General features: G+C 69.6%; 16 protein-coding genes. 6 read left to right on the top strand and 10 right to left on the bottom strand.

The features are described 5' to 3' along the window. Positions 1–1471: FAD-dependent monooxygenase (locus F8566_RS33095; RefSeq protein ID WP_151565805.1), on the bottom strand; the 1471-nt coding region annotated here is incomplete at its 3' end. Positions 1472–1502: 31 nt separating this feature from the next. Continuing rightward, the gene (locus F8566_RS33100) at positions 1503–3002 is read right to left on the bottom strand and encodes an FAD-dependent monooxygenase (protein WP_151565806.1); all 1500 of its coding nucleotides are present in this window, start codon (positions 3000–3002) and stop codon (positions 1503–1505) included. A gap of 215 nt (positions 3003–3217) precedes the next feature. Between F8566_RS33100 and F8566_RS33105 the strand changes: the two genes are divergently transcribed. Together F8566_RS33105 and F8566_RS33110 are read left to right on the top strand one after the other, a co-directional pair. Beyond that, positions 3218–3946 carry an SDR family oxidoreductase gene (locus F8566_RS33105; RefSeq protein ID WP_151565807.1) on the top strand — a complete coding sequence of 243 codons (729 nt, stop codon included), beginning with the start codon at positions 3218–3220 and terminating at the stop codon, positions 3944–3946. A gap of 16 nt (positions 3947–3962) precedes the next feature. Next, the gene (locus F8566_RS33110; protein ID WP_151565808.1) at positions 3963–5219 is read left to right on the top strand and encodes a DegT/DnrJ/EryC1/StrS family aminotransferase; all 1257 of its coding nucleotides are present in this window, start codon (positions 3963–3965) and stop codon (positions 5217–5219) included. On the opposite strand, the gene F8566_RS33115 is transcribed toward F8566_RS33110, so the two are convergent. The 4 genes from F8566_RS33115 to F8566_RS33130 form a co-directional block, all read right to left on the bottom strand. Beyond that, positions 5107–6138, bottom strand: a complete 1032-nt coding sequence (locus tag F8566_RS33115; protein ID WP_151565809.1) for a Gfo/Idh/MocA family protein — start codon at positions 6136–6138, stop codon at positions 5107–5109. The genes F8566_RS33110 and F8566_RS33115 overlap by 113 nt on opposite strands. Before the next feature lie 51 nt (positions 6139–6189). Then, positions 6190–7173, bottom strand: coding sequence for a methyltransferase (locus tag F8566_RS33120; RefSeq protein WP_151565810.1), 984 nt, complete (start codon positions 7171–7173; stop codon positions 6190–6192). Positions 7174–7250: 77 nt separating this feature from the next. Then, complete coding sequence (locus F8566_RS33125) at positions 7251–7859, bottom strand: VOC family protein (RefSeq protein WP_151565811.1); 609 nt, start codon at positions 7857–7859, stop codon at positions 7251–7253. 82 nt (positions 7860–7941) lie between these two features. Next, entirely contained in the window at positions 7942–9108 is a 1167-nt protein-coding gene (locus F8566_RS33130; RefSeq protein ID WP_151565812.1) for a glycosyltransferase, read from the bottom strand. 252 nt (positions 9109–9360) lie between these two features. Here F8566_RS33130 and F8566_RS33135 point away from each other — a divergent pair, with 252 nt between their 5' ends. Continuing rightward, the gene (locus F8566_RS33135) at positions 9361–10749 is read left to right on the top strand and encodes an NDP-hexose 2,3-dehydratase family protein (RefSeq protein WP_151565813.1); all 1389 of its coding nucleotides are present in this window, start codon (positions 9361–9363) and stop codon (positions 10747–10749) included. Next, positions 10746–12518, top strand: coding sequence for an ABC transporter ATP-binding protein (locus F8566_RS33140; protein ID WP_151565814.1), 1773 nt, complete (start codon positions 10746–10748; stop codon positions 12516–12518). The genes F8566_RS33135 and F8566_RS33140 overlap by 4 nt, the downstream gene beginning before the upstream one ends. 28 nt (positions 12519–12546) lie before the next feature. Here the strand turns inward: F8566_RS33140 and F8566_RS33145 are convergent, their stop codons facing one another. The 4 genes from F8566_RS33145 to purB form a co-directional block, all read right to left on the bottom strand. Then, complete coding sequence (locus F8566_RS33145) at positions 12547–13593, bottom strand: methyltransferase (protein WP_225993729.1); 1047 nt, start codon at positions 13591–13593, stop codon at positions 12547–12549. 2 nt (positions 13594–13595) lie between these two features. Beyond that, positions 13596–15065, bottom strand: coding sequence for a protoporphyrinogen oxidase (gene hemG, locus F8566_RS33150; RefSeq protein ID WP_151565815.1), 1470 nt, complete (start codon positions 15063–15065; stop codon positions 13596–13598). Between the two features lie 125 nt (positions 15066–15190). Beyond that, positions 15191–15541, bottom strand: coding sequence for a GNAT family N-acetyltransferase (locus F8566_RS33155; protein WP_225993730.1), 351 nt, complete (start codon positions 15539–15541; stop codon positions 15191–15193). Between the two features lie 34 nt (positions 15542–15575). Further along, entirely contained in the window at positions 15576–16862 is a 1287-nt protein-coding gene (purB, locus tag F8566_RS33160) for an adenylosuccinate lyase (protein WP_151565817.1), read from the bottom strand. A 249-nt stretch (positions 16863–17111) separates the two neighbouring features. On the opposite strand from purB, the gene F8566_RS33165 reads away from it, so the two are divergent. Both F8566_RS33165 and F8566_RS33170 read left to right on the top strand, forming a co-directional pair. Next, positions 17112–18587, top strand: a complete 1476-nt coding sequence (locus F8566_RS33165; protein WP_318836455.1) for an amidase — start codon at positions 17112–17114, stop codon at positions 18585–18587. Beyond that, a complete protein-coding gene (locus F8566_RS33170) occupies positions 18584–20080 on the top strand; it encodes a glutamine synthetase family protein (RefSeq protein WP_192809984.1) in 1497 nt (498 codons plus the stop codon). The genes F8566_RS33165 and F8566_RS33170 overlap by 4 nt, the downstream gene beginning before the upstream one ends. The last annotated feature ends 28 nt before the right edge of the window (positions 20081–20108 follow it).

Here is a 20108-nt window from a genome sequence, read left to right on the forward strand (position 1 = left end):
TTGCCGGGGTTCGTGCGGTGCCGAACCAGTGGTTGAGGGCGTGGGTGAGGTGGTGGTGGGTTTGTGGGGTGGTCCAGGCGATGTAGCCGTCGGGGCGGATGAGGGTGGCGTCGGGTGTGGGGTGTTGGTGGGGGTGCCAGGTGGCGGTGATGGTGTTGATTCGGTCGGTCCAGTTTTGGGCGTGTTCGTTGAGGTGGTGTGTTTCGGGCGTGGTGGTGATGAGGAGGCCTCGGGCGGTGTGGAGGAGGTCGGCGATTCTGGTGTGGGTGCCGTTGGGGAGGGTGAGTCGGTGGTTGGGTGGGATGCGTTTGCCGAGGTGGGGGTGGTCGCCGGGGCCCATGTCGTAGCGGATGCCCAGTCCGCTGAGCATTCCGGCCAGATGGCCTGCGGCGTCCTTGTGGGAGACCAGTTCGCCGATCAGGTCGCGGACAGGGTCCATCTCCTCGCCGGTGAGGCGCAGCTCGATCGCGGCGCGGGCGTTGCGCGCCAGCTGCCGTCCGATGGGGTGGCGTTCGGCGTGGTAGGTGTCGAGCAGGCCGTCGGGCGCCCAGCCGTTGATGGTCGCGGCGAGCTTCCAGCCGAGGTTCACCGCGTCTTGCACGCCCACACTCAGCCCCTGAGCCATGGCGGGGGGCTGCACGTGCGCGGCGTCGCCGGCGAGGAACACCCGGCCGCGCCGGTATTCGGCGGCCACCCTGGAGGCATCGGTGAAGCAGCTCAGCCAGCGGCACCGGGCGTGGTGGATGGATTCGCCGGTGAGCCGCTGCCACGCGTCCGCGAGCTCGGTATAGCTGAGCGAGTCCCGGTCCCGCGGCGCCATGCCTTTCTCGTGCACGACCACCCTGGTGACGCCGTTCTCCAGGTCCATCGACAGGACCATGCTGCCGCCCGGCAGGTCCTCGGGGGTGAGCCGGCGGCGCGTTTCGATCCCGGTCACGTCGGCCGTGTAGAAACCCCGCCTGGGCGCCGAGCCTGTGAAATCGATGCCGGCCAGCTTGCGGACGGCACTGCGTCCCCCGTCGCAGCCGGCCAGGTACTCGGCGGTGTCCTCACCGGGGCCCTCCGGCCCGTCGAAGGTGACCGTGACGCCGTCCGGGGTCTCGCGAAAGCCGGTCACCTCGTGACCGCGCCGCACCGGCACCCCGAGCTCGCCCACCCAGCCTTCCAGCATCCGCTCGGTGCGGAACTGGGAGACTCCCCGGACACCGGAATGGTCTTCCTCGGCCTGGGTGAGGTCGATCCGCACACCGCCGAGATGGCTGTCGGCGGGTTCCACCTCGCCGAGCCTGCCCAGCAGCCCTCGCTGATCGAAGCACTCGGCCGTGCGCCGGGTGAAGCTGGCGCCGCGCGACTCCCGGGGCGGGACGGGCAGCTTGTCGTAGACCACCACGTCCACGCCGCCCAGGCGTAGCTCACCGGCCAGCATCAGCCCGACCGGACCCGCGCCGACCACTATCACGTCCGTTGTCATGCCTGCGCTCCTGTTCGGTCGATTCGGCCGGTCAGCGGCCGGCGGGCTGGGCGGTTGCCGGGGTTCGTGCGGTGCCGAACCAGTGGTTGAGGGCGTGGGTGAGGTGGTGGTGGGTTTGTGGGGTGGTCCAGGCGATGTAGCCGTCGGGGCGGATGAGGGTGGCGTCGGGTGTGGGGTGTTGGTGGGGGTGCCAGGTGGCGGTGATGGTGTTGATTCGGTCGGTCCAGTTTTGGGCGTGTTCGTTGAGGTGGTGTGTTTCGGGCGTGGTGGTGATGAGGAGGCCTCGGGCGGTGTGGAGGAGGTCGGCGATTCTGGTGTGGGTGCCGTTGGGGAGGGTGAGTCGGTGGTTGGGTGGGATGCGTTTGCCGAGGTGGGGGTGGTCGCCGGGGCCCATGTCGTAGCGGATGCCCAGTCCGCTGAGCATTCCGGCCAGATGGCCTGCGGCGTCCTTGTGGGAGACCAGTTCGCCGATCAGTTCGCGGACAGGGTCCATCTCAGCGTCGCCGAGGTAGAGCATGGACGCCGCCTGCACGTTGCTCATCAGCTGCCGTCCGATGGGGTGGCGTTCGGCGTGGTAGGTGTCGAGCAGGCCGTCGGGCGCCCAGCCGTTGATGGTCGCGGCGAGCTTCCAGCCGAGGTTCACCGCGTCCAGCAGGCCCGCGCTGAGTCCCCATGCGGCCAGCGGCGGTATCGGGTGCGCGGCGTCACCGGCCAGGAACACCCGACCGCGCCGGTACTCCTCAGCCAGCCCGGCCGCGTTGCCGCACGCCCACAACCACAGCGGTTGCGCGTGGTGGACGGACTCCCCGGTGAGCCGCTGCCACGCGCCGGCGACCTGCTCGAACGTCAGCGCGCCGGGATCTGGGTGAGCGGGCAGGCTCTTGTCGTGGATGACGATGCGGTAGCGGCCTTCGCCCTGGGGGGTGCAGAGCACCATGTTCCCGCCGGGAAGGCGTTCGCCGATGGGACGGGGCCGTAGCTTCACCCCAGTGATCTCCGCGGTGTACATGCCTCGCGTGGATTCCCAGCCGGGAGCGCGAATGCCGGCCAGCTCACGGACGGTGCTCTGCGGGCCGTCGCAGCCGACCAGGTATCCGGTGCGCTCCTCGCCGCGGCCCTCCGGCCCGTCGAAGGCCACCGTGACGCCGTCCAGCGTCTCGTGGAAGCCGGTCACCTGGTGGCCGCGCCGCACCGGCACCCCGAGCTCGGCCAGCCAGTCTCCGAGCATCTTCTCGGTCCTTGCCTGCGAGAGGCCCAGCACACCGCTGTGATCCTCGTCCAGCAGGTCGAGGTCGAAGCGGACGCCGCCGAAGTGTCCCATCCGGCCCCACATGAAGTCGCCCAGCCGGGGAAGCAGCCCACGCTGGTCCAGAGACTCGGCCGCCCGCCTGTTGAAGCCGAGGGCGCGCGATTCCCCAGTGGGGGCGGCCAGCCTGTCCAGGACGGTGACCTCCACCCCGCCCAGGCGCAATTCACCGGCCAACATCAAACCGACGGGTCCTGCGCCGACGACCACCACGTCACTATTCATCCTCTGGACCTTTCAGGAGCTGCGCCATGCGAATTGCATCGTCAAGCTACGCTCCCTCGTGTTCAGCTTCAATATGATGAATTGTGTGCTTCGTGAGTGACCGCTGATCGGCGGCAGGTTTCGCGCAGTTGAACGCCCTGGGGATTTATGGTGCGAGGTGAAACAATGGCTCATTGGTCTGTTATCCCTCGCGTGCAGGAAAGGGGCCTCCCGACGTGCCGGTGGAGAAGATCGCGCTGATCACGGGCGCCAACAAAGGCATTGGATTCGAGATAGCCCGGCAGTTGGGCGAACAGGGGAGCGTGGTGCTCGTCGGCGCCCGGGACGAGGTGCGCGGCAAGACCGCGGCCGACACGCTGGCGGGCCTGGGCATCGCCGCGGTGCCGGTGCGAATCGACGTGACGGATCCGGCCTCGGTCGCCGACGCCGCGGTCCAGATCGAGCAGCGCTACGGCCGTCTGGACATCCTGGTGAACAACGCGGGCATCGCCGGCGGCTTCACCGGGGCGCCCAGCGAGGCGACCGCCGCCGACCTGCGGGAGGTGTACGAGACCAACGTCTTCGGCGTGGTGTCCGTCACCAGCGCGATGCTGCCGCTGCTGCGCCGCTCGGTCGCCGGACGGATCGTCAACATGTCCAGCCACGTGGGGTCGCTGACCTTGAACTCCGATCCGCGTTCCCCGTTCGCGAATCTCAACATGATCGCCTACCAGTCCTCGAAGACGGCGTTGAACGCCGTCACCATCGCCTACGCCAAGGAGTTGCGGGGGACGCCGATCAAGGTGAACGCGGCCAACCCCGGATCGGTGGCCACCGACATCAACCACCACCGTGGTCAACGCACTCCTGCGGAGGGCGCCGTGATCGCGGTCCGGCTGGCCCTGCTGGACGATGCCGGGCCGTCGGGGGCGTATCTGTCCGAGGACGGGGACGTTCCGTGGTAGCGAATGGAGCTCCGGCGTGAAGCAGAAAATCGACGACCTCGCCGTTTTCGGCGGGCCCGTGACATTCGGACAGCCGCTCTGCGTGGGCCGGCCGAGCACAGGTGACCGGTCCCGTTTCTTCGAGCGGCTGAACCAGGCGCTGGACGACAGGTGGCTCACCAACGGCGCGTTGGTCCGGGAGTTCGAGGAACGTGTGGCGGAACTGGCCCAGGTGCGCAATTGCGTGGCCACCTGCAACGCGACTGTGGCCCTACAGCTGCTCTATATGGCCACGGAATTGTCCGGCGAAGTCATCATGCCTTCGATGACCTATGTGGCCACGGTGCACGCCGCCCGGATGCTGGGGCTCACGCCGGTGTTCTGCGACATCGATCCCGCGACCGGATGCCTCGACCCACGGGAGGCGGAGGCCGCGGTGACCTCCCGAACCTCCGGCGTGGTCGGCGTTCACCTGTGGGGGCGGCCCAGTGCCATCGACGAGCTGGAGAAGACGGGGGCCAGGCACGGCCTGCGGGTGGTCTTCGACGCGGCGCACGCGCTGGGCTGCGCCTACCGGGGCCGGCGCATCGGCGGCTTCGGGGCCGCGGAGGTGTTCAGCTTTCACGCGACGAAGGTGGTGAACAGCTTCGAGGGCGGCGCCATCGTCACCGACGACGACGGCCTCGCGCAGCACCTTCGATCGCTGCGCACCTTCGGATCCGGACCCGGCGCCCGCATCGAGCGCGTCGGCACCAACGCCAAGATGAACGAGGCCGCCGCGGCGATGGGGCTGACCTCCCTTGAGGCGTTCGACGAGACCGTACGGCACAACCGCGCGAACCACGCCCTCTACCGCTCCGAGCTGTCCGGGCTGGAGGGTGTCTCGGTCGTCCCCTTCGACGAGGACGAGAGCCCCAACTACCAGTACGTCGTGGTCACGATCGACGAAGCGGGCACCGGTGTCCACCGGGACCTGCTGATGCAGGTGCTCGAAGCGGAGAACGTCGTCGCGCAACGCTATTTCTCACCCGCCTGCCACCAGCTGGAGCCGTACCGCTCGGAGCGTCCCGTCGAGCTGCCGCGCACCGAGCGCCTGGCGGAGCAGGTGCTCGTCCTGCCGACCGGGCCCGCTGTCTCCGGTGAGGACGTCCGCCGAATCTGCGAGATCGTGCGGTGCGCTCTCACCTCGGGCCGGCAGGTGACCGACCGGCTCCGGCATAGGGGAGATCTTGTGTCCTCGTTCGCCGGTCCGCCTTGGCCCGCACCTGGTCGACCAGTGCGGCCTGGCGTGTGATCGCGTCGGCGTGGGGGCCGTAGTCCGCGTCCTGGAGGATCGACCGGGCGAAGGCTTCGGTGATGTTCCTGAACTGGTGGTCGGGGGGAAGGGAGAGCTCCTCGGTCTGGCCCGAGGACTCGATGCGGATCACCGGAGCCGAGGTCGGGGGCGGGGTGAACGCCCGGTCCAGAGTGAGCCGGGCCCGATCGCCCCAGAGCGAGTAGCAGGACCGGTAGGCGTGCTCGAAGCCGAAGGACAGCTCGGCAGTGACGCCTGAAGGCGTGCACAGCAGCGCGTGGCCGGCCACGTCGATGCCGTGCGCCGGGTGCAGGCGCAGCACCGAGCCGACGACCTCAAGGCCGCTGCCGAGGAAATGGGAGGCGGCGCGGATCGGGTAGACCCCCACGTCCAGCAGGGCGCCACCGCCCAGCTCGGGCCGGTAACGGATGTCGGCCGCATCCCGTGGGGGGATGCCGAAGCGTGCGGTGAACACGCGGAGCTCACCGATCCGGCCGTCCGCGACGAGGCCGCTGACCCTTCTGTGCTGGCTGTGGTGGAGGAACATGAAGTTCTCCATCAGCCACAGCCCGGCCTTCCTTGCCTGGTTCACCAGGGCGAGAGCGGTGGCGTGGTCGCAGGTGAGAGGCTTCTCCGCGAGCACGTGCTTTCCCGCGGCCAGCGCTCGGCCGGCCCAGTGCGCGTGAAGGCCGGCCGGCAGCGGGATGTACACCGCGTCGATGTCCGCCCGTCCGAGCAGGTCGTCGTACCCGTCGGCCGCGGCGCAGCCGAATTGCCGGGCGACGTCGCGCGCCTTGGCGGGATCGCGGCTTGCGACGGCGTTCAGCTCTATGTTCCCGGCCTCTTTCATGGCCGGCATGACCTTGCGGAGCGCGATGCTCGCGCACCCGAGGACTCCCATCCGGATCACGGATCGCATGCGGTCGCCGCCTCCAGGTCGTCCGGTCGTGGAGCCTGACTCCTCTACGGGTCAGGCCGGACGGCATTCGACGATGAAGCGGCCGGACGGCGCGTTGCCGGACGCCGCCACCCTCAGACCCGCCTTCGCCGCCAGGGCGCCGAACTGGTCGAGGTTCCGCGTCCTGCCACCGGTCAGAATCATCACCATCAGACCGCCCCTGGCGGGCGTGTGCCCGGGGGAGACGCCGCCGTCCACGACGACGCGGCCGTGCGGAGCGGCGGCTTCGGCGCACCGGGCCAGCAGCGTGGTCGCCGGCTCGTCGGGCCAGTCCAGGAGCAGGCGCGTGAGCAGGTAGACGTCGGCTCCGGCGGGGAGCGGATCGAAGAAGCTCTGCCCGCTGACGGCGACCCGGTCGGCCACCCCCGCGGACGTGAAGACCTCGTCCGACCGGGCCACCGTGCGGGGAAGGTCCACGAGCGTGCCGCGAACGTGGGGATGGGCACGCAGGGTCTCGGCCAGCAGCGCACCGGTCCCACCACCGACGTCGACGACGTGGTGGACGTTCTCCCAGTCGTCGTCGACCAGCGCGGCCGGATCCGGAACGCTGCGGCCGCCGTCTTTCATCTGCGCGTCGTAGCTGGCTGAGAGGCCGGGATTGGCGTCCAGGTCCTCCCAGTAGGGGAGTCCGAAGACCTTCTCGTAGCTGGGGCGGCCCGTGCGGACGGCGGCGAGCAGGCCGCTCCACGCACCGGCGATCCTGCCGCCCCAGCCGTCGAGATGGAGATTGCCGCGCAACGGGCCCGGCTCCACGAGGACACGGGCCGCCTCGTTGAGTGCGAACTCCCCGTCGGCGGGTTCCTCGAAGACGCCCTTGTCCACCAGGTGACGCAGGACCCTGGCCAGCGAGTCGGCATCGCAGTCCGCCGCCCGGGCCAGTTCGTCGATCTTCGTGACCCCGCGTGCCATGTGCTCGGCGACGCCGAGGGTCACCGCGACACGTATGCACCAGGGGGTCGCCAAGTCGCTCAGCGTCCAGAGATCCACCTTGTCCATGGCTCCATTGTGCTGAGCCGCCTGGCCCGGGGGCATCTTCGAAAGTGCCGTGCTGGTGTGGATTCTCGTCGGACGGCCTACGTGGAAGCCACCCACTGATAGCCGTCCGGGTCGGTGAAGGGCCCGGCATCGCTGCCGATGAGGAGCCGGTGCGATCCGGTGCCCCCGGGGTCGACGCCGGCGACCTTGGCGAGGGCCTTGCGCTTGTAGAGGGACAGCTTGATGGGGCTCGACGGAGACGCGAACTCGACGTACTTGCCGTAGCTCTTTGCCACCTCGAAACCGTGCTCGGTGTAGAACTTCTTGCTCGCGCCGACGTCCTCGGCTCCCAGCTGGAGAACGACCTCGTCGATCTCCCGGCTGGCCGGGCCGGAGTCCTTCTTGGAGGAGGACGCGACCGTCCAGACGGTCCCGTCCGGGGCCTGGAAGACGCCGCCGTAGCCCCAGAGCGACTTCTTGGCCGGCTGCAGGGACGTGGCGCCGGCCGCGAGGGCGGCGTCGATGACGGCGTTGGCGTTGGCGGGCTGGGACACGATGAGCGACATCGTGAATCCGCGGAAGCCGCTCGTCGGTGCGTCCGAAGACTCAAGGCGCACCAGGGTGCCCATATCGAGGGCGGTTGTGTAGAAGTGCTTGGCGGCCGTGGCGTCGGCCACCTCAAGTGTGACGAATTCGACGGAAGCCATGATGGTCACGTTAGGCGCGGCGTGGTGCCCGCGCTTCTCCATTCCTGATCGATGCGGTCATTTTCGCTACGCACAATGCCATCTATGCGGTGGCCAGCACCTCCATCCTGCGCACCAACTCGGAGGGTGCCGGAAGTTCGGCGTTTTCCCCGGCGAGGGCGCGCGCCCGCTGGGCGTACAGCGGTTCGGAGAAGATTTCCCGGCAGCCCGCGGCGAAAACCTCAGCGATCTCATCGTCGGACCTTTGTTGCCCGGGCATCACCGTCCGGGCGGCGCCGAAGCCGGTCAGAGCCTGAGCGATGGCCTTGGTATGGGTGTTCGGCGGGAAGATCAATTGCGGTGCCCCGGCGGCGATGACGGTCATGGCCGTCGTGGCGCCTCCGTGACTCACCACCAGATCGCAGGTGGGGGCGACCACGTCCAACGGCATCCAGCCGATGCGGACGCCGTCGACCGCACTCGTGCCCAGCTCCGCGCGGAACTCTTCGGCGACCTTCCCGGGCGCCGCGACGAGCACCTCGGTCCCCTCCCCGGCCAACTCCTCCACCAGGCGCCGCAGCGAGCGGGCGGAGAGCATGCGGAAGTGGCCGCCCGAGGTGATCAGCACACGCCGGCGCCCCTTGGGACGGGTGTACATCCACCGTTCGAGGCGCCGCTGGGGGTTGCTCGGGATCCAGCGCATCGGCTGCGCATCGGGGGCGTCCGGCGGCCGCAGGGACGGCGGGCAGGCCTCGATGAACAGCGCCGGACGCGGCAGCGCCGCCAGCCCCAGGTGCCGCAGCTCGGGCCGGAGTCCCTCCTCGGCTCCCCGGTCGATGTCGGCGGGCGGGAGCCCGAGGTACTCGGAATGGCGGACGTACGGAATCTTGAGATGGGCGGCGAGCAGTCCTGCCGCGTAGCCCATCTGCCCGCCGACGATCAGATCGGGGGGCCAGTCCTCCGCCAGGTTCAGCAGTGCGCCCAGCGCGGCGGAGGCCATCGTGGCGAACCCCCGGCCCATGCCCAGCATCTCCTCCCGCAGATCCTCGGGACCTTGCCGGGCATTCTTCGTGGGGCCGTTCATCACAAAGTGCCGGGTCGGCTCGGCCATGATGGAGACCGCCGGAATGTGAACGGCCTCGGCGAACTCCATGAGCGGCTCGTTGGCGGCTAGGAGCACCTCGTGCCCGGCATTCCGTACGGCCGTTGCGAGAGGGGCGACGGCATAGATCGTCACCTGGCTGCCGACCGGTGTGAACAAGAATTTCATGGCACTTCGCATGCCTCTCGTGGCGGCTCGCTGTCCCGAGCGGAACCCGTGGTCACATGCGGATTCCACCGATTCTTAATTTACGCGTTTCGGGGCGTGTTCAACTGCGGCGAGTCGTCAGTCGAACGGCCCACTCGGTGCTGCAATTGAAAGATGCGCGAAGGTGCCGGCGGACGTTAGCCTGATTCGTCTAACAAATGGTGCGACAGAGCCGGAAGAAGTGAAGCCGAGCAGAAGGAACGGTGATCTGCCATGACCGCACTGCCGGCGCTGAGGCCGCGGTCCGGCGCGGGGGTCGCTGAGCGGCTGGCCCGTTCCACCGCGGCCACCGAAGGCATCGGCATGGCGACCGATGACGTGCCGGGCTGGCTGGCCGCCCGGACGCGGGCCCGTCCGGCCCGGGTACGGCGCATCCCGTTCGCCGAGCTCGACGGCTGGTCGTTCGCCGACGACACCGGCGACCTGAGACATCACAGCGGACGGTTCTTCTCCGTCGAGGGCCTGCACGTCGTCCGGCCGGACGGGGACTGGCAGCAGCCGATCATCATGCAACCGGAGATCGGCATCCTCGGCATCCTGGCCAAGGAGTTCGACGGGACGCTGCATTTCCTGATGCAGGCCAAGATGGAGCCCGGCAATCCCCATCTGGTGCAGCTCTCCCCGACCGTGCAGGCCACCCGCAGCAACTACACCAAGGCGCACGGCGGAGCGCAGGTGAAGTACCTGGAGTACTTCCTTCATCGCGGCCAGGTGCTCACCGACGTCCTGCAGTCCGAGCACGGCGAGTGGTTCTTCCAGAAGCGCAACCGCAACATGATCGTCGAAGTGGACGGGGACGTGCCCGTCGACGACGACTTCCGCTGGCTCACCCTCGGACAGCTCGGCGCGCTGCTCAACCAGGACAACGTGGTGAACATGGACGCGCGCACCGTGCTGGCCAGCGCGTCGATGACCCATCCCGAACCACGGGCGCTGCTGTCCGACACCGAGCTGCTGTCCTGGTTCACCGGGGAACGGACCCGCCTCGACGTCCGTGCACGCCGCATACCCCTGCGCCAGGTGTCCGGTTGGCTGCGCGACGCCCACTCCATCCATCGTGCCGACCACCGGTTCTTCCGGGTGGTCGCGGTCGCGGTCGAGGGCGCCGCCCGTGAGGTCTCCAGCTGGACCCAGCCGCTCTTCGAACCGGTCGGCCCCGGAGTCGTCGGCTTCGCGTACCGCACCTTCGGCGGCGTCCCGCACGTCCTCGTGCACGCACTCGCCGAAGGCGGCCTCCTCGACACCGCCGAGCTCGGGCCGACCGTCCAGTACGTTCCGGCGAACCACGCGCATCTGCCGTCCGTGCGCCGGCCGCCCTTCCTCGACCTGATGCTGGACGCTCCGCCCGACCGCATCCGGTACGCGGCGGTCCACTCCGAGGAGGGCGGCCGGTTCCTCAACGCCGAGAGCCGCTACCTCATCGTCGAGACCGACGAGTCGACGACCCCCGCCCAGCCCCCGCCGGGCTACCACTGGATCACCCCGGGACAGCTGAACTGGCTGGCCGGGCACAGCCATTACGTCAACGTGCAGGCACGGACCCTGCTGGCCGCCCTCAACACGCGCGCGGCCGACCTCGATCATGAGCACCGCCGACCATGAGCACCCCTGAACCGGCCACCACCCCTGAGGCGCCGGTGCGGCGTGTCGTCGGGCTGTTCCGCCCGTACCGGTGGAACCTGCTGTTCGTCGCCGTCCTCGTCGGCGCGACCTCGCTCGTGTCCCTGGTCAACCCGTTCCTGATCCGCGCGGTGCTGGACGTGGCGCTGCCCCAGGGGCGCACGGGCCTGCTGACCCTGCTGGCACTCGGCATGATCGTCGTGTCGGTCGCCAACAGCTCGTTCGGCGTCCTGCAGAGCTACGTGTCCACCAAGGTCGGCCAGCGGGTCATGCACGATCTGCGCGCCGCCGTCTACGCGCACCTGGAGCGCATGTCGCTGGCCTTCTTCACCGGGACCCGCACCGGCGAGGTGCAGTCGCGCATCGCCAACGACATCGGCGGCATGCAGGCCACCGTGACCACCACCGCGACGACGGTGGCGTCCAACCTGACCATCGTGATCGCCACGGCCATCGCCATGCTCGTCCTCGACTGGCGCCTGGCGATGGCGTCGCTGGCGATGACGCCCTTCTTCGGCTGGCTGAGCCGCCGCATCGGGAACGAACGCCGCCGCATCACCCGCGACCGGCAGCGCCAGCACGCGGCGATCTCCTCGATCGTGCAGGAGTCGCTGTCGGTGAGCGGCATCCTGCTCAGCCGCACGATGGGCCGCTCCCGCTCGCTGGTCGACACCTTCGCGGCCGAATCCGACAGGCTCGCCGACCTGGAGATCCGTTCCAGCATGGCGGGCCGCTGGAGCCAGTCGTGGATCCAGATCGTCATGTCCTCCATGCCGGCGGTGATCTACTGGGTGGCCGGGCTGACCGGGCCCGGCGACCATATGGCGATCTCCGTCGGCACGCTGGTGGCGTTCACCACGCTGCAGATGAACCTGTTCCGGCCGATGGTCCAGCTCCTGAGCGCCGGGGTGGAGATCCAGGCCTCGCTCGAACTGTTCGCCCGCATCTTCGAGTATCTCGACCTGCCCACCGACATCGTCGAGCCGAGGCACCCCATCGCTCCGGTGGCCCTGCGCGGAGATCTCCGTCTGCGCGACGTCGGCTTCTCCTACGCCGGCGCGGAACGGCGCACGCTCAACGCCATCGACGTGACCGTTCCCGCCGGGCACAGCCTCGGGATCGTCGGGGAGACCGGGGCCGGCAAGACGACCCTCAGCCATCTCATCCCCCGGCTGTACGACGTGACGTCCGGCCAGGTGACCATCGACGGCGTCGACGTGCGGGACATGTCCTTCGACACGCTCGCCGCCGCGGTCGGAGTGGTGCCCCAGGAGACCTACCTGTTCCACGCCTCCGTCGCCGCGAACCTGCGGTTCGCCAAGCCCGACGCCACCGATGAGGAACTCGCCGCCGCCGCGAAGACCGCACAGATCCACGACCACATCGAGTCCCTGCCCGACGGCTATCACTCGGTGATCGGCGAGCGCGGCCACCGGCTGTCCGGCGGGGAGAAGCAGCGCCTGGCCATCGCCCGCGCCATCCTGCGCGACCCGCCCATCCTGGTCCTGGACGAGGCCACCAGCGCCCTCGACACCCACACCGAGCGAGCCGTGCTGGCGGCCATCGACGCGGCGAGCGCGGGCCGTACCACGATCACGATCGCGCACCGGCTGTCCACCATCCGGGACGCCGACGAGATCATCGTGCTGGACGCCGGGGAGATCGTCGAACGCGGCACCCACGGCGAGCTGCTCCGCCTCGGCGGCCGCTACGCGGCGATGATCGACCGCGACGCCGCGGTCAGCGGGTGAAACGCTCAGCGGGTGAATTCCAGAGTGTTCAGCGGGTGAACTCCAGAATGGAGCGTCCCGAGCCGGTGACGATGTTCTCCCGCAGCGAGAGCCCCGCGGTGGCCGCGAGCGTGCGGTACTGGTCGAGCGAACGCTCCTGCCCGCCGATGACGGCGAGCATCCGCAGGTCCATGGCGGTGGCCGCCGGCGAGGTCTCCTGTTCGGTGACGAGCTGTTCGATGACCAGCACCCGGCCTCCGGACCCCGTGGCCTCGGCGCAGCGGCGCAGGATCGTCTCCGCGGACTCGTCGTCCCAGTCGTGGAGAACCCTCGACAGGACGTAGACGTCTCCATCGGCCGGCAGGGGAGTGAAGAAGCTCCCAGGGAAGAGGGTGCACCGGTCGGAGAGACCCGCCGCGGTGAGATGCTCCCGTCCCGCCTCAACGACGGAAGGAAGGTCGACGAGTGTTCCCCGAAGGGCGGGGTGCTTGGTGAGCAGGGCGGCCAGGAGCGTGCCCGTTCCGCCTCCGACGTCCACGACGTGTCCCACGTCCGACCAGTCGTACGCCGTGGTGACCTCGTCCGCCACGAACGAGACCTGCACCGCCATCAGCGCGTCGAACGCCCGGCTGCGCTCGGGATCGGCCTCCAGATCGTCCCAGAACGTCCGCCCGAACATGTCCTCGTACACGGGCCGTCCGGTGCGCACGACCTGGAGCATTCCGGAGAGCGCCATGTCCGAACGGCCCAGCCCGCCGTCGATGTCCAGCCAGGGGGTCATGCCCCCGTCGCGCTGCCCGGTCAGCAGCAGGCGGGACAGGTCGGTCAGCGCGAAGACACCCGGCTCCGGTTGCGCGAAGACGCCTTTGGCGGCGAGGTGCCGCAACATCCGTTCCAAGGCGGCCGGATCGGCCCCGCATCGCTCAGCGAGCTCGCCGGGGCGCCGCGCACCGGCTTCGATCAGATCTGCCAGCCGCAATGTCGCGGCGGCTCGGATGGCGTGGGGCGTCACCAGGTCGGAGAGCGCGCGCAGCCGGGTCACCGGCTCCGCGTTCGCCCCGCCACCCGGCATGCCACCGGCTCGTGGAGCACCCATCGTCATGTCCTTCCCGGCTGGGCGGTGTCGAGGTGGGCGAGGACCTGGTCGGCGGCTCTGCGTGCCGCGTTCATGCACTGGCCGATGCCGACACCGTCGTAGGCGGAGCCGCAGAGGGCAAGACCGGGGTGGTCGGCGACCTGGGCGCGGATCTGTCTGATCCGGTCGGGGTGCCCGACGGTGTACTGGGGCAGCGCGTCGTGCCATCGCGTCACTCGCGTGGCCACCGGGTCACCGGTCACGCCGGTGGCCTCGGCCAGCTCACCCGCCGCCAGCGCCACGAGGTCGGCGTCGTCGCGTTGCAGCAGGTCGTCCTCGCCGATCCCGCCGGCCTGGCATCGCACGATCTCCACATCGCCGCCGGCCTGGTCGGCCATGTGTGACCACTTCACCGTCGAGAACGTGACCGACCTGACCGCCCGCCCGTCCACCACCGGCACCCGGTAACCGGCCAGCCCCTGCTCGGCCGGCCCGCCCGCGAACGCCTTCCGGGGGTACGCGAGCGTGATCATCGCGACGCTCGCGTACGCGATGCCGGCCAGCCCGGCACAGATCGGTGCGGTCCCGGGAACTCCGGCCAGCAGCTTGCTCGCGGCACCGGCGGGGACGGCGAGGATGACGGCGTCCGCGGCGATGTCCTCTCCGCCGGCGGCCGAATCCACCGTCACCTGCCAGCCGTGCTCGCCGCGTGCGAGTTCGGTCACCGTGGTCCCGGTCCGCACGGCGGCGTCAGGGGAGGCGTCCAGCACGGCCGCGACCAGCGCACCGGGCAGCGAGCCCATCCCGCCGATCAGCGTGCCGAGCCCGCTGTGCAGCGCGGGAACGTCCGATCCCGGCTTCGGCACGAGTACCCCCGCGGCCTTGGCCAGCGACGCGAACTTGCGCGACGCCTTCGCGAGCGGCAGCAGCGTCGCCTCGAACGACAACTCGCTCGAACGGCCGGCACACATCTCGTGCAGGAACGGGTCGACCAGGCGGTCCACGACCTCCTGTCCGAACCGCGCGCCCACGTATTCCCCTACCGAGACGTCCCCGTCGCGGTCCGTCGGCGGCAGCACGAGGTCCTGCCGTGCCCGGGCCACTCCTTCATCGGACAGCACGCCCGACTTTGCCAGCTCGTCCATGTCCGAGGGCACGCTCATGAAATGACCGTTGGGCAGCGGCCAAAGCCCGCCCCTGGTCCACGTCGCCACGGCCGCGGTGTCCGCCGAGACGAGCCGGTCGCCCAACCCCGCCTCGCCGATCATCCATTCGGTCTTGGGGCGCCACACCGCTTCGGCGCCCTCGTCCACCGCGACACCCGCGACCTCCGACACGGCCAACTGCCCGCCGATCCTGGACGTTCCCTCAAGGACCGTCACCCGTACCGGCTCGTCTCGCAGCAGGAACGCCGCCGCCAGGCCCGCTATACCGCCTCCCACGATCACCACGTGCGGCGCGCCGCTTCCCGGCCGCTGACCAGTGTCCGCCATTTCGCACCCTCCCTCGTCCCTTGTCCTCGTCCTTTGCCGAACTCGTGTAATGGCACCCTGGCAGCAGCACCCATAACCCCGGTCGAACACCAGTGGAATGGAGCTTGGCCGACAGTCCAGTTTTGTTATGGGTTCAGCACCCAGGCGGAATTGTGTCGGGTGAAACCGAGGTGCGGATAGTAATCCGCCGCGGCGGGCGCCGACAGAAGCACGATCTTGGCCTGTGGCGCCTCTTTCTGTGTCGCGTCCATGAGGGCCCTTCCGATACCGGACCGCTGGTGCGCGCGGCTGACGGCGATATCGGAGAGATAGGTCACGTAGGAGAAATCGGAGATGCTCCGTGCGATGCCCACGAGTTCACCGTCGATACGGCAGGTGATGAACAGGTTGGCGTTTCGGACCATCGCGGCCATGCGTCCGGTGTCCGCGATCGGCCGGCGTCGCCCCAGTCCCGATGACCGGTAGACCTCCAGCACCTCGTCCAGGTCCAGGTCCGTGCCGTTCTCGCGCTTAACGTCCCATGTCACGGAGGATTTCCAATCGCTTGAGGATCACGTCGTGGTGGACCAGGAAACGCTCCGGCGACAGCGACCCGGTCTCGATTCCCTGGGCTCTGAGCCGGGCGCCGAAATCCTCTCCGGAGGAGGTCGCGCCGTCGGCTGCGGCCTGGACCGCCCGGTAGGCCCGTTCCCGCTCGGTGCCGTCCTCCAGCAGATCGGCCAGCACCGCCGAGCTGTACGCCAGGCCGTTGGTCTGGTCGATGGCGCCCCGCATGCGTTCCGGGAACACCGAGAGAGCCGCCACCAGGTCCGCCGCCCTGGTGCACTGATAGTGCGCGACGATCATCGCGTCCGGGAGGACGACCCGTTCCACCGACGAGTGGGACAGGTCCCGCTCGTGCCAGAGCGCGACGTTCTCCAGCATCGTGCCCGCGTACCCGCGCAGCAGCCGGGCCAGCCCGACCAGGCGCTCGCTGGTGGTCGGATTGCGCTTGTGCGGCATGGCGCTCGACCCCTGGTAGGCGACCGTCCGGTGTTCCTCCACCTCGCCGACCTCGGTACGCGACAGCAGTCGCACCTCGGTGGCGATCTGCTCGACGCAGGCGCCGAGCGTCGCGATCGCCTGCAGGAGCTGAGCATGCCGGTCGCGGGCCACGACCTGGCTCGGCGCGGGCTCCACGTCGAGTCCGAGTTCACCGCACACGTACTTCTCGACGAAGGGATCGATCAGGGCGTAGGTCCCGACGGACCCCGAGATCGTGCCCACCGCGACCTCCGTGCGCGCGGCCTCCAGGCGCCGTATGGAGCGGTCGACCGCGAAGGCGAACCCGGCGAGCTTGTGGCCGAACGTCGTCGGCTCGGCATGCATCCCGTGGGTACGCCCGATGCACGCCGTGTCCCAGTGCTCGACCGCCTTGTCCGCCAGCACGCCGCGAAGCCGTGCCACTGCGCGGAGCAGGACGTCGCAGGCACGGGCGAGGTGGTGTCCCAGCGCCGTGTCCACGAGGTCATAGCTCGTCATGCCCAGGTGAACCCACCGGGCGGAGTCGTCAGGGATGTCCTCGCAGAAGGCCGCGAGGAAGGAAAGAATCTCGTGGTCGCGCTGGAGTTCGAGCTCGGCCACGCGCGCGGCGGACGGCGCCTTGGCACGCCGGATGTCGGCCACCGCGCCCGGCGGGACCCGGCCGAGCATCGCCTGTGCCTGAGACGCAAGGCATTCCACCTTGGCCCAGGTGTCGTAGCGGGCCTGATCAGACCAGATCTCCGCCATCTCCGGCAGTGAATAGCGGGCAATCATTCTGTGGGGTCCTTCCGCTGGCGTGACCGGCAGTCGCAGGATATGAATCGCCGTGGTGCGATGTATAGACGGCTCTTGTCGTACACCTTGTCTTCTCCGTCCCCGCCTTCGTTCAAGTGCGGTTCTCCGCAGTTGAACGAGCCGTCGGCCCGGTTGGAGCGGAGGTGTTTATCCGAGGTTGCTTCCCCGGCCTCGATTCTCGTGCTCCGCCACTTGCACGAGATTCGGCCGGTGCCATGTAGTGGTCTTGTGCCAGTCTCCACCGCAGCGAGAAATAGGCAGCAGATCTGCCGCGACATTCGTGAGACAAAGCTGTCGTTTCTGCAGGGCAATGTCACGGTCGCCGAGCACGTGCAGACCGTGCTCGACGCCATCCACGAAACCGACGCCGAGCTCGGCGCGTTCGTCGCGGTCGCCGGCGCCGGTGCGCTGCTGGAGGCGGAGGCGGCCGACCGGCTCCTCGCCGATCTCGGCGAGGCGGCCTTCCAGGACCGGCCGCTGCTCGGGGTCACGGTGTCGGTCAAAGACCTCATCCAGACGCGCGACCTGCCCACGCGGAGAGGGTCGTTGCTGCCGAACCGGCGCGCCGCCGCGGACGCCCCCGCCGTGGCCCGGCTCCGGGCGGCGGGAGCGATCGTGGTGGGGAAGACGGCCACGTCGGAGCACGGCTGGAGCGCGAGCACGGTGAGCAGGGTGGCCGGCCCCACCCGCAACCCCTGGGCGCGCGACAGGTCCGCCGGGGGCTCCAGCGGCGGGTCCGCGGCCGCGGTGTCGGCGGGGCTGTGCACCGCGGCGGTCGGCACCGACGGGGCAGGATCGGTCCGTATCCCGGCGGCCTTCTGCGGCGTGGTCGGGTTCAAGCCGTCCTACGCCCGGATTCCCTACGTGCCGCCCTGCGCCGAGCGGCTGGCGCACGTGGGGCCGCTCGCGCGGAACGTGGCCGATGTCGCCGAGCTCATGCCGGTGCTGGACGGTCCGGACCACCGAGACCCGGATTCGGTGACCGCTCAGTCTCTGGGCGCCATTTCGGCTGGGGGCGCCACGTTGTCTGGGGGCGCCACGTTGTCTGAGGGCGCCATGGCCCCCGGCTCGCTGCGGATCGGCTGGATCGAGTTCCCTCGGACGTCCGGCGAGGTCCGGCGGGTCACCGAGGGAATCCTGCCGGTGCTGACCGGGCTGGGACACCGCGTCGACCGCATCGAGGTGCCGTTTCCCGATCCGTACGCGTCGCTGGTGGACGTCCTCGCCGCAGCCGAGGCCAGCGGCACCGAGCCGGAAGACGAACCGTGGTGCGACGAGGGCCGGGCCGCGATCATCCGGTACGGGCGCTCCCTGAGCGGCGCGGCAGTGATGCGCGCCGAGGAGTCGCGGCTGACCCTGCGAGCGCGGCTGGGCTCGGTGATGGACGACTACGACCTGCTGGCCATGGCGACCGTCCCCGTCGAGCCGTTCGCCGCCGAGATGATCGCCCCCTCCTGGGCCGCCGACCCCCAAGACCTGCTGTGGCTGGCGTGGTCGCCCGCCACCTACCCGTTCAACATCACCGGCCAGCCGGCCCTGTCCCTGCCCGCCGGCGTGACGGCCCGTGGACTGCCGGTCGGGCTTCAGCTGGTGGGCCGGGTCGGCGACGACGACCTGGTGCTCGCGGCCGCCGGCCGCATCGAGGCGCGGCTCGACCTGACGATGGCGCCGCCGGGCACTGACACGGAAGGGAAAGAATCATGATTTCCAGGCCATGGTCCCTGCACGGCGAGGAGGGGGCCGTCGGGCGCCCGTCGTTCGTGGCCGAGTTCGGACTCTGGGACGACCGGCAGGCAGCCGCGGCCGAGCGGATCGAGGCGGAGCTGGACGAGGTCGATCTCGTCCGGGTGGCGTTCTGCGACCCGCACGGCCTGGCCCGGTCGAAGACCGTGCCCGCGAACGTCTTCCGCACGGTGCTGAGCAACGGCATGGACTTCAGCGCCGGGCCGTTCCTCTTCGACACCGGCCATGCCGTCGCGGTCGACTTCCAGACCGATCCCGGCCTGGGGATCGGCGAACTGCTCGGCGCGGGCGACTTCGTGCTCGTTCCGGACCCGCGCACGTTCCAGGTGCTGCCCGGGATCGAGCCGAGGACCGCCTGGGTGCTCGGGAACGAGTACCTGCGCGACGGCACACCGCACCCGCTTGCCTCTCGCGACGTCCTGCGCCGCGTTTGCGCCCGGTACGCCAAGCACGACCTGGACCCGGTCATCGGGTTGGAGATCGAGTGGTACCTCACCCGGCTGACCGGCGGGCCGCCGGGCAATGCGGGAAACGGATTCGGCCAGCAGGGGCCCGCTCCTGCGGTCGAGGCCGTGAACCCCGGGTACCAGTTCAACCTCGACGGCCACTACGACTCAGTGGCCGAGATCGCGGATCCGTTGACCGCGATGCTCAGCGTGCTCGGCCTGCCGCTGCGCTCGATGGAGCACGAGTCGGGTCCCGGGCAGCTGGAGACCACCTTCGGCCCGATGCTGGCCTTGGACGCGGCGGACGCGATGCTGCTGTTCCGCACCCAGGTCAAGCAGTTCTGCAGGCGTCGCGGCATGCACGCGTCCTTCATGACGCTGCCGCGCCTGGACAGTTTCGACTCCAGCGGGTGGCACCTGCACCAGTCCGTGACGAGCACGAAGACCAACCGCAACGTGTTCGCGCCAGAGGGCAACGCGCAGGACGCGATGTCGCCTGAGGGAGAGGCCTACGTCGCGGGCCTGCTGTCACATGCGCGTGAACTGTGCCTGCTCAGCGTTCCGACCGTGAACGGCTACCGGCGCCTGGGCCCGGAGTTCACGCTGTCCCCGACCTCGGTCAACTGGTGCTTCGAGGACCGCACCGCGATGGTGCGGGTGCTCAGCGGCGGCAGCTCGACGCACGTCGAGAACCGGATCGGGGAACCGTGCGCGAACCCCTACCTGGTCATCGCATCCCAGCTCTACGCGGGCCTGGAGGGACTGACCGCCGGCACGCCCGCCGACCGGCCCGCCTACCCGGAGCTGCCAAGGTCGCTGCGCGAGGCACTGGACGCGTTCCGCGAGAGCGGCCCCGCCGCAGACCTGCTCGGAACGCCCCTCAAGACATGCCTGACGAAATTGAAGGAGAGCGAGGTGTCGCGCTTCGACACATGGCGCGCGGAGCAGCGGCCCGCCGCCGACGAAGTGACCGAATGGGAGCACCGCGAATATTTCGGTGTCTTCTGAGTGCACCGCAGTCCGCGCCACCCGGAAG

This window comes from Actinomadura rudentiformis (assembly GCF_008923185.1).
Lineage (GTDB): Bacteria > Actinomycetota > Actinomycetes > Streptosporangiales > Streptosporangiaceae > Spirillospora > Spirillospora rudentiformis.